The sequence below is a fragment of the Gibbsiella quercinecans genome, assembly GCF_002291425.1.
GTDB classification, from domain to species: domain Bacteria; phylum Pseudomonadota; class Gammaproteobacteria; order Enterobacterales; family Enterobacteriaceae; genus Gibbsiella; species Gibbsiella quercinecans.
In genome coordinates, this window is the sequence record NZ_CP014136.1 from 3,938,857 (window position 1) to 3,954,100 (window position 15,244).

At 46.4% G+C, this 15,244-nt stretch carries 10 protein-coding genes and 1 pseudogene; 6 read left to right on the top strand and 5 right to left on the bottom strand.

The features are described from left to right. Window positions 1-76: 76 nt before the first annotated feature. The 3 genes from guaA (at window position 77) to ACN28Q_RS18130 (ending at window position 4,456) form a co-directional block, all read left to right on the top strand. A complete protein-coding gene (gene guaA / locus ACN28Q_RS18120) occupies window positions 77-1,654 on the top strand; it encodes a glutamine-hydrolyzing GMP synthase (RefSeq protein ID WP_095847620.1) in 1,578 nt (525 codons plus the stop codon). Window positions 1,655-1,868: 214 nt separating this feature from the next. Next, on the top strand, window positions 1,869-3,071 hold the full coding sequence (locus ACN28Q_RS18125) for a tyrosine-type recombinase/integrase (protein WP_095847621.1): 1,203 nt from the start codon (window positions 1,869-1,871) through the stop codon (window positions 3,069-3,071). Between the two features lie 71 nt (window positions 3,072-3,142). Continuing rightward, window positions 3,143-4,456: a hypothetical protein gene (locus ACN28Q_RS18130; RefSeq protein WP_095847622.1), complete on the top strand. Its 1,314-nt coding sequence runs from the start codon at window positions 3,143-3,145 to the stop codon at window positions 4,454-4,456. Between the two features lie 215 nt (window positions 4,457-4,671). Here the strand turns inward: ACN28Q_RS18130 and ACN28Q_RS18135 are convergent, their stop codons facing one another. From ACN28Q_RS18135 to ACN28Q_RS18145, 3 genes are all read right to left on the bottom strand, one after another. Further along, window positions 4,672-5,034, bottom strand: coding sequence for a hypothetical protein (locus ACN28Q_RS18135; protein ID WP_095847623.1), 363 nt, complete (start codon window positions 5,032-5,034; stop codon window positions 4,672-4,674). A 42-nt stretch (window positions 5,035-5,076) separates the two neighbouring features. Then, window positions 5,077-5,298 (bottom strand): helix-turn-helix domain-containing protein, encoded by a 222-nt coding sequence (locus ACN28Q_RS18140; RefSeq protein ID WP_095849084.1) that lies wholly within the window; start codon window positions 5,296-5,298, stop codon window positions 5,077-5,079. Window positions 5,299-5,390: 92 nt separating this feature from the next. Then, a complete protein-coding gene (locus ACN28Q_RS18145) occupies window positions 5,391-5,621 on the bottom strand; it encodes a helix-turn-helix domain-containing protein (RefSeq protein WP_025919135.1) in 231 nt (76 codons plus the stop codon). A 105-nt stretch (window positions 5,622-5,726) separates the two neighbouring features. Between ACN28Q_RS18145 and ACN28Q_RS18150 the strand changes: the two genes are divergently transcribed. Both ACN28Q_RS18150 and ACN28Q_RS18155 read left to right on the top strand, forming a co-directional pair. Beyond that, window positions 5,727-5,972 carry a helix-turn-helix domain-containing protein gene (locus tag ACN28Q_RS18150; RefSeq protein ID WP_095847624.1) on the top strand — a complete coding sequence of 82 codons (246 nt, stop codon included), beginning with the start codon at window positions 5,727-5,729 and terminating at the stop codon, window positions 5,970-5,972. A gap of 907 nt (window positions 5,973-6,879) precedes the next feature. Then, window positions 6,880-8,163 (top strand): hypothetical protein, encoded by a 1,284-nt coding sequence (locus tag ACN28Q_RS18155; RefSeq protein ID WP_095847625.1) that lies wholly within the window; start codon window positions 6,880-6,882, stop codon window positions 8,161-8,163. Between the two features lie 364 nt (window positions 8,164-8,527). Here ACN28Q_RS18155 and ACN28Q_RS18160 read toward each other — a convergent pair whose 3' ends face one another. Together ACN28Q_RS18160 and ACN28Q_RS18165 are read right to left on the bottom strand one after the other, a co-directional pair. Next, complete coding sequence (locus ACN28Q_RS18160) at window positions 8,528-9,700, bottom strand: hypothetical protein (protein ID WP_095847626.1); 1,173 nt, start codon at window positions 9,698-9,700, stop codon at window positions 8,528-8,530. Between the two features lie 408 nt (window positions 9,701-10,108). Beyond that, a pseudogene (locus ACN28Q_RS18165) lies at window positions 10,109-11,634 on the bottom strand (IS3 family transposase). Window positions 11,635-12,108: 474 nt separating this feature from the next. Between ACN28Q_RS18165 and ACN28Q_RS18170 the strand changes: the two are divergent. Continuing rightward, window positions 12,109-15,006, top strand: a complete 2,898-nt coding sequence (locus ACN28Q_RS18170) for a DEAD/DEAH box helicase family protein (RefSeq protein WP_095847627.1) — start codon at window positions 12,109-12,111, stop codon at window positions 15,004-15,006. Window positions 15,007-15,244 lie beyond the last annotated feature (238 nt).

The following is a 15,244-nucleotide window of genomic DNA, read 5'->3' on the forward strand; positions in this document are numbered from 1 at the left end:
TTGCCCGGCCTTGCCACTGGAATCAATTCTGTCGAATTGATTTTTCTTTTTTCTCTGTTGCTGGAATTTGCCTTACATGACAAAAAACATCCATAAGCATCGCATTCTTATTCTGGACTTCGGTTCGCAATACACGCAGCTGGTTGCTCGCCGTGTGCGTGAAATCGGCGTTTACTGTGAACTCTGGGCCTGGGACGTTAGCGAAGAGCAAATTCGCGCCTTCAACCCAAGCGGCATCATCCTTTCCGGCGGCCCGGAAAGCACCACGGAAGAAAACAGCCCGCGCGCGCCTGAATACGTGTTCACCGCAGGGGTGCCGGTGCTGGGTGTCTGCTACGGTATGCAGACCATGGCGATGCAACTGGGCGGTCATGTGCAGGGCTCGAATGAGCGCGAATTTGGCTATGCGCAGGTAGAGGTGAAGACCAACAGCGCGCTGGTGCAAGGTATCGAAGATGCCCTGAGCGCCGCCGGTAACCCGCTGCTGGACGTGTGGATGAGCCATGGCGATAAAGTCACCGCCATCCCGCAAGGTTTTGAGACCGTTGCCAGCACCGATACCTGCCCGTTCGCCATTATGGCTAACGAAGAAAAACGCTTTTACGGCGTGCAGTTCCACCCGGAAGTGACCCATACCCGCCAGGGCCAGCGCCTGCTGGAACGCTTTGTGCTGGATATCTGCGGCTGTGAAGCGCTGTGGACCCCGGCGACGATTATTGAAGACGCGGTAGCGCGCATTCGTGAACAGGTGGGTGAAGATCACGTGATCCTCGGCCTGTCTGGTGGCGTGGATTCTTCCGTTACCGCCATGCTGCTGCACCGTGCGATCGGCAAACGCCTGACCTGCGTATTCGTGGATAACGGCCTGCTGCGCCTGAACGAAGCCGATCAGGTGTTGGAGATGTTTGGCGATCACTTCGGGTTGAACATCGTGCACGTGCCGGCGGAAGATCGCTTCCTGAGCGCGCTGGCCGGCGTGGATGAACCTGAAGCCAAACGCAAAATCATTGGCCGCGTGTTTGTTGAAGTGTTTGACGAAGAAGCCTGCAAGCAGGATGAAGTGAAATGGCTGGCGCAGGGCACCATTTACCCGGACGTTATCGAATCCGCCGCTTCCGCCACCGGCAAAGCGCACGTGATCAAATCGCACCACAACGTGGGCGGCCTGCCGAAAGAAATGAAGCTGGGCCTGGTTGAACCGCTGAAAGAGCTGTTCAAGGATGAGGTGCGTAAAATCGGCCTGGAGCTGGGCCTGCCGTACGACATGCTGTATCGCCACCCGTTCCCTGGCCCAGGCCTTGGCGTGCGTGTGCTGGGCGAAGTGAAGAAAGCGTATTGCGATCTGCTGCGCCGCGCCGATGCCATCTTTATTGAAGAACTGCACAAGGCCGATTTGTACAACAAAGTCAGCCAGGCGTTCACCGTGTTCCTGCCGGTGCGTTCCGTCGGCGTGATGGGCGACGGCCGAAAATACGACTGGGTGGTTTCACTGCGCGCGGTGGAAACTATTGATTTCATGACTGCACACTGGGCGCACCTGCCGTATGAGTTCCTCGGCCGAGTATCCAACCGCATAATTAATGAAATTGATGGCATTTCGCGGGTGGTGTATGACATCAGCGGCAAGCCACCGGCGACGATCGAGTGGGAGTGAGGATTTAGCATCCACTGAGTTCCGCTAACGTCTAAAATCGCCAGTAAAATCATAGGATTTACTGGCGACTTTTTATTTTGTGAGCCATGAAAATCCATCTAAATCCACTCCATGATACCGTCATTTTTGACGGTAGCGTTTTTCCTCTGTTGTGCTAAGTTGAAAAAATACCGTCGTGGGTGACGGTACTTTGGAAGCAGAATGGGAGGCGGAGATGTTGACGGATACCCGGTTGAAATCGCTGAAACCTAAAGAACGGCTTTACAAGGTTGCCGATCGCGATGGGATGTATGTGGCGGTGTTGCCTTCGGGAACCGTTTCGTTCCGCTACGATTATCGTATCAACGGTAGACGAGAAACGCTGGCGATAGGCAAATACGGCCCGATCACGCTATCAGAAGCCAGAGAGCGGTTACGGGAGGCCAAACGGCTAATCGAACAAGGCATTTCTCCGTCTATTGAAAAACAACGCCAGAAACAGCAGGCCAAATCCACCTATTTCGGCGACTGGCTGACGCGTTGGTTTGACGATGCTAACTACAAAGACAGTACGCGCCGCATGATACAGGGCATCATCAAACGCGACGTTGCGCCGAAGTTCGGCAAAAAGCTATTAAGCGAGATCACGCCCGATATACTGCGCAACCACTGCGACAAGGTAAAGAACCGGGGAGCATCTGCATCGGCGGTGAAAACGCGCGATATCGTCGGCGGCGTATTTACCTACGCCAAAGCGCGCGGCGTGAAATGCGACAATCCGGCGGAGCATGTGCCGCCGTCCACTATCGCTACCTTTGTTCCGCGGGACAGGGCGCTATCCAAAAAAGAGATCGGCCTGTTTTTTAACACCTTAAAAAACGCGCAAACTTCTCATGCGCTGAAAGTTGCTCTCAAGATCATTCTGCTGACGCTGGTTAGAAAAAATTCCATCGTTAACGCTACGTGGGATGAGATCGATTTTGTGAATGCCGAATGGACTATTCCGGCGGAGAAAATGAAAGCCAGCCGCCGTGGCGCGGGGCGTCCGCATGTGGTCTATCTCTCCCGGCAGGTGTTGGATCTTTTTATGCAGTTACATATTCTGGCCGCGGGATCATCGTTTGTGTTACCGAGTTTCGGCCAGTCTCAACATGGCACTATCGCATTAAGCTCGCTCAACCGTGCTGCGAATCACGCTATCCAACTGGCGCAAAAGCAGGGTCTACCGTTAGAGGATTTCACCATCCACGATATGCGCCGCACCGCCTCCACACATCTGCATGAAGCCGGGTATAACTCGGACTGGATTGAAAAAGCTCTTGCCCACGAACAGCGCGGCGTTCGGGCGGTTTACAACAAGGCGGAATACGCCGAGCAACGCCGGAAGATGTTGCAGGATTGGGCGGATATGGTTGATGGGTGGGTTGGGAGTCTGTAAATTAAAGTAATTCCTTTTAGTATATTTGTTGAGGCATTAACTTTGCTTTATATAGAGATCGTGGCGTCAATATGATTTATCAGAGACGGGCGCTCCAGCGCCGCCTTAACGAGCTTCGTAGTGTGCTCGATGATCTTGCGGTCGACAAATTAGCTGAGCGTCTTAACCAGCCCGGTAAGGATCGTGTGGCGGCTATGTGGGAGCTAGTGGTGCTTCATGGCCTGTCGAAATGTGGCTGTCTTCAAAGTGAGGTTGCTCTCGCATCTTCACGTCGGCCAGACATACTGTTTGAACAGGGTGGGCTGCGGCTGACCGCCGATGTGACGTCGGTTTCTGATGAAGGACTCGATAAGGACAATCCCTACTCCGAATTAAGTCAACTACTCGAAGCTGCCAAGGATAAACTCAAACTACCTATCGGAGGTCTTGATCTCCGTGTTCGAGCTAGGCATGAGAGCACGAAACGCGGAACTCGCACGGTGTTACGATTACCTCCGAGAGGGAAATTGCAAGAGTTTGTTCGTCTGAAAATTGTTCCACAGTTGCGCGAGCAGATGGCTGCTGGTTCATTTCCTCTGCGCATCACGATCGATAGTGACGATGTCGGTCTTGACATTACTATCGATCCAACCAAGTCACCATATAGCTCCGGTGGTTTTGCCGTCTATGATGTGCCAAAAATTAAGGATCGGAATCCACTTTATAACGCTCTCAAAGCTAAAGCTGGGCAGCTCCGTGGTGCAGATTGCATCTCCGGAGTCATCGTCGGTGATGGCGATTGTGTTGCGCTTTCTGATAGATCGGCGAATTCAAATGGAGTATCTATCAAAGAGATTATCGACGAGTTTTTCCGGCAATTTTCATCCGTCGATTTTGTTCTGCTCTTAAGTGTTCGTGAACGTCGACACAACTGGATGTCCCATTTGCCACCTGTGCGGCAGAATTATTCGGAGCTGTTTGTTCGTGAAGGATGTGGTCTAAACAACGAATTGTCTACCTTGTTTCAAAGTATGGTCGAGTATTTTCCTAGCCCCGCGATGATGCCTGTTAATGGCACGCTTCGGGCATCTGAAAATGGTTACGGCCTTGGACATCATGGAGATTATTCTATGTCAGGAGCAAATGTAGTGCGTCTTGGTTTGCGCGAGTTTACCGAGATTTTCGCTGGCCTGCGGACACTTCAGGATAATGGCGCTAAATATGTTGAGGCAGCTAGGAAATTGCCACAGGTACCTAATCACTTGCAGGCCATAGTGTTACACAATCTGAGAGAAGGGCGATTGCCGCAAGAGATCAATATCATTAAGACGGGCGAAGATGATAACGACGATTGGATTGAAATTAGCTTTGGTGAAATAGATCCTGCTATTGCCCCTCTCCGATAGCTGCATTAATAAACTAAGCTATGACTTTTAACAAGGGCGAATGTGGTTAAAGTAGGTATAATATTTTCATGGTGCCATGTGTTGGTTTGTTTTATAATCACAAAGGGTTTATCGGGTTTCTTCTATTGTTGATAATCGACTGAATGTGATTTCAGCTATTTGTTAAAAAAGAAAAATAATTCGAAAGCACAATTCATGATAAAGACTGGTGCTTTTTATAGGTCACTAATTTTGAAACCAGTTAATTGATAAACTGACTCTAAACTCAGTTCTCCTAATGCAATAAATGTTAATATCACGATACTGATGCAGAATAGATTCATTTTTCTTAAAAGAGCAATATTTCCCATAAGTCCCTTATATTTTGCTACATAGCTGTGGGAGATCTTTTTATATCCCTTACCCTCTTTGAGGGCGAAAAGCGTGGTTATTCCTAAGAAGAACCATGCAATAGGCTGTGGGTGCTCGAGCGTTAAAATTGTTATTGATGCGGGAATTGATGTGCTAAATGATAATACATTTATTTTATTGAAGTAATTATCAGCTATTGCGTCTTCTCTGCTACTATAAATCATCATAAGTACTCCTGAATTAGCAGTTTTAATTATGATTTTTTAGGTTTACTGAAATTTGAATAATGCAGCCAATTCAATCCCCAACCCATTAGCAATAACCCCAATCACTTCTAGGGTGGGATTTCTAACGCCTCGCTCAATCCCACTGATATAAGTGCGATCCAAGCCGCACTTATCGGCGAAAGCCTCTTGGGAGAGTCCGGCCTGTAAGCGAAGTGTTTTTACGCGTTGTCCAAAACGGATGGTGATGTTTTTTGCATTTTCCATGCAGATAAGCATTATCTCTCGTTGCTTATCAGACCACGGACGATGAGTCACATATGAGGGATTTTGTCGATTTAATCGGTAAGGTTGGAATGTCAGGCAGGATCGTGAAATGCAAACAGCGTGGTTAGATCGGTATGTAACCCAATTGCGATGATGTTGAGCACTTCCAGTGTTGGGTTTCTGATCCCACGTTCAATGCCGCTGATATAAGTACGATCCAGCCCGCACTTTTCCGCAAAGGCTTCCTGAGATAGGCCTGCCTGCAATCTGAGTGCTTTAACACGTTGTCCAAGCAGGACTTTGATCGAGTCGGATGTTTTCATGTGATAAGCATTCCGTTTTGATGCTTATCAGTCCACGGACTATTAGTCACAATCGTTAGTTTTTGTGCTACTATGTGACTAATAGTCAACAATGTAGGAGGGCATATGGAGCAACATGACTGGCATCCGGCGGATATCATTGCGGGTTTAAGGAAGAGGGGAACAACACTGGCGGCGATTTCCAGAGAAGCGGGGCTGGCGTCGTCCACGCTGGCAAATGCGTTGACGCGTCACTGGCCGAAAGGCGAGCGCCTGATCGCCGAGGCGCTAAATAAACTCCCCGAAGAGATCTGGCCGTCGCGCTATCAAAACATCAGACGAAGGCAAAGTGGGGCAGGGGAGTCGGATTGAAAATCAGCTCAGTAGAGGTTTACAAAACCTTACATTTTGCACGAATGGAAATCCGTTAAGGAGCCAACAAGTGTAGTGCGTTAGCCGCTTGATGCGGGAAAGCTGGCGCAGTAAGTTATAGGTGCTTTATCGCTGCGACAAGCAGCATCCCACGTTGCCATGACCTTCAAGGCAACGCACAGGCCTAGCCTGTGAGGTCGACACCCAGCCCGCCATCACTGCCATTCAGCGGGCGCTCGCTTCGGCGACGGCAGTTACCTTATCTCAGCGCTTTAGTGCTGCATCCTGTTCGTGAAGTTATCGCTTAGCTGCTATCGGACTATGTGCTGATGCGCATTCATATTTTTAGAGTCGGTGACTGGCGCAATCGTCCGCGGCCTTTTGCTGCCTTAGCGAATGCATCCATGAGGCAGAGGCGTCACTTCATACGGCGAAAAGCCGTTGCAAGTGACGCCGCTAACGATCTCTGCGCTAGCCCTTACGCCACAGCGCTTTCCGGCGCGACCTGTCATCTGACGCACATTTTCTGCGCCAATTCTCATCAACCCATTTATTAGAGGAGAACTGAACTGATACCTGAGGCAGGCTTTTAGCCTGAGGGGATTACCCTGCTGATGCAGGCGGCTGCACCGAGTGCATAACCGATATCCCCGCCATACCTCAACCGCTGCCGCTCCGGCGCGCAGGTATTGTTCAGCGCGGCATAGGATACCGTGTCGTGAAACGCCGTGCGTCGGAGAGTAGGGGTATACGTCATTTTACAATTGAGTCATAAGATGCAGCCGAATATGTAGAGAAATTTTATGTTCAATGGCGAGCTTCTTCATAAGTAGCTATTGTTGATATTGATATGATTTTACGCAGATTTGACTCCGCAATTTCTGTTACAACAACAAGGGGCATATGAATGTCAGATAAACGTGTTCCTAAATCGCCTGCTGAATATCTTATTGATCAGATTGAAAAAGCTCGTCCAGTAGCAAAATTATTGGGAGTATTCAATAAGAATGCTAAAGCGCAGTTTCAGGAGGTAGAAAGACAATTAGAAAACATAAAAAACATGATGTTCAATAGGGATCTGTTTGCGCAAATTTATAGTCCGCTTGGATGGGTAAATTATGATCGTTTCTCGACAGATATTGTCGCAAAAGTTCTCGATATGAACCTTGAGGATGGGGAAATCGAACTGACAAGCTATCACCTAAATCCAGATAACTTGCGTTTTTTGGGTTACCGGTTTTGTACGCGTCATTTTAATCCGTGGGAAGCAATGTATGAACGGGCTGTAGAGCGAGCGGGAGCAGAGGATTATTTGTCGGCTATCCCACTTGTGTTAAGCATTATTGATGGGATATGCACCACATCAACGGGTAAACATCCGTTTTCTGGTGGTGCTGATACACCTGTTTTTGATAGCCAAACATCAGGCCCCGGAGGTCTATCTGAAGGGCTTGCAATTCTTGGTTCGACTCGACGAAAACTGGATACGGAACTTATCTGTATGCCATTCCGGCATGGTATTGTGCATGGATTAAACCCTAACTACGGCAGTCCCATAGTAGCAGGGAAGGCATTTAATCTCTTATGGGCGACGGTTGATTATTTTGATCGGCGTCGTGATGAAGCACAAAGATTAGAAAAAGCTACCGAGGAACAAAAACCTGTTGATCTGCGTGAGCTTGGGAAAAGCATGCAACGAAATGCAGAAATTAAGGACGCATTAAATAGGTGGAAAGCCCGGCCTGTCGTTTCGAATATTATCTTGGCCACGTCCGATGATATTGCGAACCTGCCATCAGGTAGTCCAGAGGCTTTTGCCGCTGAATATCTTTCATGGCTGATGACGAAGAATTATGGTGAATTAGCCAAGGGTACTGTCGATTACCCCAATCGTCCTATTGGTTTTCGTGCTGGTCGATTACGCAATGAATTGAAAGGTATTTCGTTAATACATTGGTCCATTACTGGTGTTGAAGATACCTCATCTGCTATTAGCCAGGTGACTGTAAAGTTGGAAGGGGCAATAGACGCTCAAGTGTGTAATACCGAGTGTTTAATGAGGCTTATGTTCGCTGACGAAAGCTATGAGCTTGTTCCTCGTGGGTTATCCGGTGGTGTTTGGTCTGTGATGCCGAATTTCCTGTCTGAACTTTGGATATTGTCTATAAGAATGAAACAAAATAAAACTTAACCGAAAGGTTATGAATTTAGGATATCTGTATTGAAGTGATGTTTTTATTCCTTTGTTTTAAATAGGATTTTTTATAACGGTAAAAATGACGGTATTTGTCTTCTTAGAAAGTATTTATCCTTATAAATACAATGCATTAACATATTACGCTATCATCGAGTGGGGTGAGTTTTTTATAAAAAGTTGATTTTCTTTGATAAAACCATGCCATTAATGATGTCTTCATCATTAATGGCTTTTTTTGGCAGGTTGAAAGCATGTGATGGGAAAAAATGATGTTATTTTCGGAAGAAAAATTTGTATATGTTTTTGATATGGTTGTTCAACGCTTTCGCGGTTATATTTTTAGCGCAAACTTTACAGTTCAATCTTCTTTGGCATGAAATGTGAGGTTAAATACCTTTTCCCCGGTTTCCTGTATTTTGCATTCAGCTTCACATAGAGCCGATACAGGCTGATTATGCTGGAATTCATGTAGAAAATGCTGAGCAACAGCGAGAGCTGTACGAGGGGTGACTTTGGTTCCTGGCATAGTTATGTTGACTTGATGTTGTCTATCGAAATTTTCTTCGGGTTCACGGAATCTGAATTTTATTTCAAACACGATTTTGGCTCCTACATGCATTGCGTCTTCAAAGTGGCGTTTCTCTAGTTCTGCGACGAACATCGGCTCCGCCGCCTTCATAGTAATTTTTGTGATAATACCTATTGCGATAAGAGCCAGAGATTCTGCCGAGTCTTGTTCATCGGGTTTCCAAGCGTCCTTCCGTTTGATGTTCCCGTGAAAATAGAAACCCCGTTTTTCGACTAGATGATTAATAATGTCATCTGCTTTTGGTTTCGTCAAAATGAGCTTCGCCGTATCTGAGTTCCGATCGTTCTTTGCTGGAATCATGTCTTTGATGGCAAGCTCAACAATATTACGAAATTCTTGGTTTGATTTTAGCGCAGCCTGCAAGCTTGGTGTTTTAAATTGACCATTCCCATACAGGGATTCGATCAACAGGAATGAGTAGCGGAAGGAGTTTATGAATTCCTGATTTTTAAGCATTTTGCGAGCGCTTTTCACAAAGGCAACTTCAAATCTTGGCCCATCATATTTCTCAGCAGCCATAAGCGCCCGCGTAAACATATCGAAACTGAGAGGCAATGCAGAATCATGCCTGCCCATTGATATACTCTTTATGGATAGTCGCGTTTCTTCTTCCGGGGTTTCTCCTTCATATTTGGCCTCAATTTCCTCTGTCATGAGTTCAATATCATGAAAACATTCGAGAAATGTGGCCGCGTTATCGAGTTGACGCTTCACGAATGCCATACGTTCATCGTGCCCGGTTATCGTTGTCATCGCCTCATAAGGGGCTCGTTTCTGAAAGCTCGGTACGTATTCCAGAGGCTGCTTCTCGAAAGTAAGCTCAATAGCTTTGGCGTAACCACTCTCTTCAATGATGCGGAGCTTACCACCTTGCATTGGGATTTCCCAATGATCGTCAATGATGATTTTGCGTTTGAACGGGACAATGTAACGAGTTCTCACGGGTAAAGTCCTCAAACCTTATCGTTAAAGAATGGAATGATATCTGGAAGGGGTATTTTTAGCATTACTGAAAATTAAAGTTATTGGACTGACCCCACCCAAGTGGGGGCAGTCCAACTATAGATAAGGAAACGCATTTACTTCAACGGATTGCGCAGGTGAAAGTGGCTCGGGGTGAGTGCTCGGTATACCATGGCAATCAAGAGTTCTGTTAGACTGCGTTTCGAATATTCAGAGAACACCTCGGCGAGACAGAAGTTTGGTTTTTGAAAGCGCGAGGGCTGGGTGGGCAGTGGGCACCCATCCTCCAACCAAATGCGGCAAAATCGTAAAAGGAGTCGAAAGAATTTCATGAAGAAAAAGCTGCAATCGGTAGCTGTCAACGAAGTTGTCACCCTTAATGAGTTTTCAGGCGGCTTTTTCTGATGCGTTTTGTGGCTTATCCGGATTTAACATCACCACACCTTCACGCTGCCATTGACGACATTGCCTTGACCATCGACCCGGTCTGGCTTTCCTCGCCGCTTCATATACCGCTTTCCTGTTTGCCAGCAGACTTGTATCTTGCCCCTGGTGGCGCTGTTCCGGTGTGACATAACCGATGCCACTATGTCGATGCGCTTCGTTATACCAGCGGCTAAAGCATTCAACCCATCGTCTGGCTTCATCAAGTCCCGAGAAGCCCGCTGACGGCCAGCCCGGCACATATTTTAACGTTCTGAACAATGACTCCACGAACGGATTGTCGTTACTGACCCGAGGCCGACTGTGCGAATCCGTGATATTCAGCTCTTCCAGTTTTGCCTTTAACGTTTGGGACTTCACGGCCCACCGTCGGCATGCAGTACCAGCGGTTGCCGGTAGCATCGTTCTCGCAGCACGGCACGGTGCAGCAACGCGGCAGCGTGCTCACCGCTCTCCTCTTCATGAACCTCATAACCAACGATTTTCCGGCTAAAAATATCTTCTATCAGGTACAGATAAAAATAACGGCCTCGTACCCGTGACGCGCACCACGTCACATCCCAGGTCCAGACCTGACGGGGCGCAGTGGCAGGGTAGCTGGTCGGTTTACTGAGGGTTACCGGCGCCCGGCTACGACCGCGATGATGAACCTGACCATGGCGCCGGAGTATCCGGTAAAACGTTGATTCGCTCGCCAGATAGATGCCATTGTCCGCCAGACGCGGCACGATCTGCGCAGGTGGCAGGCTGGCGTATTCCGGCTGGTTACATACGGTCAGTACCTGCTGTTCCTCCGCCAGCGTCAGTTATTGCCCGGGGTCGGACGTGCTGCGGTAGGACGCCGGTCTTCGGCCTGCCTGTACCATCTATTCCAGGTTCTCAGGCTGATATTCAATTCCCGGCAGGCCGGAGCCAGACGGGCCCCCTGTTCATCGCCTCCCGTATCCACTGGATAAATTGCACGCGTTCAAGGACGGGCGTCAGTCGTCCTCGTCTTCCATCCCGTAGTAACGGTTGAGCTTTTTTCGCAGTACCAGCAAGGCGGCAGCCTCCGCCAGCGCTTTTTCTTTTCGCGCCAGTTTACATTTAAGTTGTTTGTTTTCTTTAGCCTGTTGCTTTAACTGCGCTTTATCCGCAGGGTTATCATTATTCTGTTCGATAAAAGCCTGCTTCCACTGTGCTATTTGCTGTGGATAGAGTCCTTTGCGACGACAGTATTCCCCTAATTCCGCCTCACTGAGCGTGGCGGTTTCAACAATGACGGCAAAACGGGCTTCGCTCGACCATTGCTCAGTAGTTTTATTGGCTCCGGGCACCGGTTTCCCCCCCAGTCTGGCCTGATTACGCCAATTATACAGGGTTGCGTCAGAAATCCCTTCCTGCTGAGCCAGCAAGGAGACGGTCATGTTGTAAGGCGGCAATAATTTTGCCAAAACTGCGGCTTTACGTTCCGGTGAATAACGTTTCATATCAGGCTCCATTGTCCCCATTTAGATTTTCAATAGGGGGTGACAACTATCCTGACAGAGGGGGGGACGATATAAATACATATAGAATGGATCTCATCAGATTTGATCTGATAGTCGGCTTGGTACCAGGAGCGGACGTTCCTAAAACAGTCTCTACTAACCAAAGGGAAGTATGTCAGTCCTGATTTGCCATGAAAGCAGGCTTGCCCTTAAAAAATGACGTCATCCCTATTTCAGTTGTCTCAGAAAGATGCGATAACAGGCTATAAAACAAACAGTGAAGCATTGTCTTACTCTCTTTCATTACTTTGACCTGCAAGCTAAACGGCAAAGCGTGATCATTGAGACAAGCGCCACAGATCAGAAAGCCGGGGGTGATGAGTTTTTAAGTGATGCTGAGAGGTCACCCCCGACCATTCAAACTAATTAACTGAAAAAACATAAAAAGTTTTCAATACTCTTATTGGGGCTAGTATGAACAGAGAAAAGGCATTCGAAAAATTTAAGGAAGTTCAGGAACGGTATATCGCTCGAAAGGATACTCTTTTTGAAGCAAATGAAGCTGAAAGTCGCTTACTGGTGATAGATGAGATCCTAAACATACTGGGCTGGAATAAAGAAGAATTTACGCCGGAAGCGTATTGCAGAACAGCGGGGTATGCCGATTATATACTGAGTATGGAAAGAACGCCTCGCCTTGTTGTTGAAGCCAAAAAAATCGGCGCGACCTTCGGCCTTCCAAAAAGCACCTTAACCTTGAACGAATACTCTGTCGCCTATCTCAAAAAAGCATTCAATAAGAAAATTTCTGAGGTTATCGATCAGGCACAAAGATACTGTGTCGAAAAAGCGGTTCAATATGCATTGATCACAAATGGTGCAGAGTGGTTTGTTTGCCCCATGCTGCCAAAAGCCGGTAAAACAACTGACTCGATGAAAGGCGTTTATTTTGGGAATATCTTTGGAGGTGAGTTTTCGTTTGATCTCATGTACAACCTCATATCTAGGGACAGCACAGAAAAGAATAATCTGGACAGCTACCTTTCAGAACTGAATCATGTACCGTCAGAAGTGTGTTACATGCTAAAAGATCATGTTCATGATTTCATTTGGGATAGTAATAAAGACAACCAATGGATAGATGACTTTTATGAAAACTTTTTCTCCCAAATAACAGAGAACAATCAGCGAAAAATGCTGGAACACTGCTTTGTCAGTGACTCTAAGTTAGATCAGTTTAAAGGAGAAATAAAAAGAGCGTTAAAAGATTCAAAACCCAGCTTTCTTCCGAATGATGCGTTAGATCTCTCACCTTCTGAAGGTAAAGAATTCATCCTAGAGCACCATACTGGTAAAGTTATCATCATTACTGGTGCCGTTGGATGTGGGAAGACCACTCTGGTGACTAAATGTTTAGTAGAAGCCAGACAGCAAATGAATATATATGCAACCCCAATCATCATAGATTTAATCAATGACGTTTCAAAGCATAACATTGATGTAAAAAACGTCGTATTTACTTATCTGCATGACAAGATAAAAAGCGAGTATGAAAGTGAGTTTACATTAGATGAGCTGCGCATCACATTTGCGCATGAAATTAAAGTATTAAAAAACGGCCCCTACAAGGATATCTTTTCTAAGAACCCAGAAATTTTTATGGTCAAAGAAGCTGAACTGCTGGAGCAGGAAAGCTTCAACCGGCAGAGTCTAGTATTGAAAATATTCAAAAAGCGTGTCAAAGAGAACAAGTCCGTTATTATTGTGATCGATAATGTCGACCGAGCTTCTGAATCGTTTCAAGAGGAAATTTATGCTTTATCTCATTTAATAACCCAAGCATCGGGTGCAACAGTCATCATCACACTTAGGGAGTTCACCTTCTTTAAGAATAAAGACAAAGGCTTTCTGGACGTTAGGCCAGAAGACAAGATCATTCACCTCAAATCACCGGACTTTAACAAACTGATTTCGACCAGGATAAAGTACATTAAAGAATATCTGGGTGAGGACTTTAGGATTAAAGACTGGAGAAAAAAATATCAGCTTCAAGATTTCTTGAGCAAAATGAATTTCTACGCTGATGTGCTGAGAAAAAACCTTCAACTGTCGAGTGAGGGCATGCCCATCCTGGAAATATTATCTTCTGTGTCTTGGCATAATATCCGAAACTTTTATCAATTGATTAAACACGTACACTACCAATTGGGAAATGAGTCAGCGTGGCGTAAAAAGGATGTCATCTCCACACTCACCTATCATCCCGATCACACGGAAAAAGCATACATACCGAATGTTTACCTGCCCTATCAGAACGTAAACCAATGCTACTTCCTGAAGTTAAGAATACTCTATTTTCTGAATGACGCCGTTTCCCCCGGAGAAATTGCAAAAGGAATTAGCCTTGAACGGATAATCCGGTTCGCATCGCTTTACGGTTATAAAAAAGACTGGATCAGCAAAGCAATTGAAGGTTCGGTTAAAGAAAGGATTATTGAATGTATTGAGCTACCCTCTGACAGCGACTTCAACACAGAATACACCGTTAGCTCAGCCCATACATTTCGTATATCACCTTTAGGCACTTGTTTGATACTCGATATCTGCCACACATCAATTTACCTGTCTTTGACATCTCTTTATTTGCCTTTCCATGAAAAAAAGCCCTATAACGAAGCAAAACAGGAACTCACCAGACTGATCGATGCAATTTATAATGATAAAAGTATTAACACCAATCATGAGATTATTAATCTGGTCGAAGAAAGTCAGATGCCAATTCTGATATCAAGATATCTTTCATCAGAGTATGAAAGAGAAAAACTGACTTTATCATTACTGAGAACTCAGACAGACGTACTCTTAACGGAAAAAAGCATAAACCGCCTGGTGGCATCGTTCAGTCGTAACATAGGGAATAACCACGAGTTTACCACTAGCCGTGAGAAAAACGATCACGGTAATTTATCTTTCGATTTCGACGATGGAATTGAAACAACCAGTGCATCCGGTGAAGAGAGAGACATCCCCCCTTCATTCAAACCCTTATCTCTTGAAAATGCCATGTCCTGTGGAAGCGAGTATATCCCTCTCATTTTTGTCGCTCTGGCGATACGATCCTATCTTGGGTTTGAGACCAGCATTGGCGCTCAGATCACAGAAACAATTAACGATCACATAGTAAATGACGACAATAAAAAATATACAAATAATGTTTCACGTGCGCTGCGTTCTAACTCTCTAATCAAACAGAAATGGTTGCTGATCAGGACGGATTTGCATCCTAAGTTCAGGAAATTTTCACTGAGCACCACCTGGCAGTCAGAATGGATTGAAATGTTCGGTGAAGAACCGCCAGAAATCGAAATTTGACGCGGGGGGCTAAGAAGCAAAGTATGCAAGTAAACTGTAAAAGCGAAATTAAGGATCAGTCGATAATTGACCTGCTCCCCGTTGAGCCCCACATGGCAATGTTAGTATTACAACTATGGGCGAACTTCCGCTTCCGCTATAGCCGACGTAACCCTGCAATGAACGATTTTGTGCCAGAAGCGAACACTGCTAACATCAAGGTATACCTATCAATGGGTAGCTGGTCACTTTATCAAAC

What these genes read in the sequence shown, in the direction of transcription:
- ACN28Q_RS18140 (WP_095849084.1), bottom strand. Translation starts at nt 5,298, where the DNA reads ATGGAAAATGCAAAAAACATCACCATCCGTTTTGGACAACGCGTAAAA.
- guaA (WP_095847620.1), top strand. Translation starts at nt 77, where the DNA reads ATGACAAAAAACATCCATAAGCATCGCATTCTTATTCTGGACTTCGGT.
- ACN28Q_RS18130 (WP_095847622.1), top strand. Translation starts at nt 3,143, where the DNA reads ATGATTTATCAGAGACGGGCGCTCCAGCGCCGCCTTAACGAGCTTCGT.
- ACN28Q_RS18145 (WP_025919135.1), bottom strand. Translation starts at nt 5,621, where the DNA reads ATGAAAACATCCGACTCGATCAAAGTCCTGCTTGGACAACGTGTTAAA.
- ACN28Q_RS18125 (WP_095847621.1), top strand. Translation starts at nt 1,869, where the DNA reads ATGTTGACGGATACCCGGTTGAAATCGCTGAAACCTAAAGAACGGCTT.
- ACN28Q_RS18170 (WP_095847627.1), top strand. Translation starts at nt 12,109, where the DNA reads ATGAACAGAGAAAAGGCATTCGAAAAATTTAAGGAAGTTCAGGAACGG.
- ACN28Q_RS18135 (WP_095847623.1), bottom strand. Translation starts at nt 5,034, where the DNA reads ATGATGATTTATAGTAGCAGAGAAGACGCAATAGCTGATAATTACTTC.
- ACN28Q_RS18155 (WP_095847625.1), top strand. Translation starts at nt 6,880, where the DNA reads ATGTCAGATAAACGTGTTCCTAAATCGCCTGCTGAATATCTTATTGAT.
- ACN28Q_RS18150 (WP_095847624.1), top strand. Translation starts at nt 5,727, where the DNA reads ATGGAGCAACATGACTGGCATCCGGCGGATATCATTGCGGGTTTAAGG.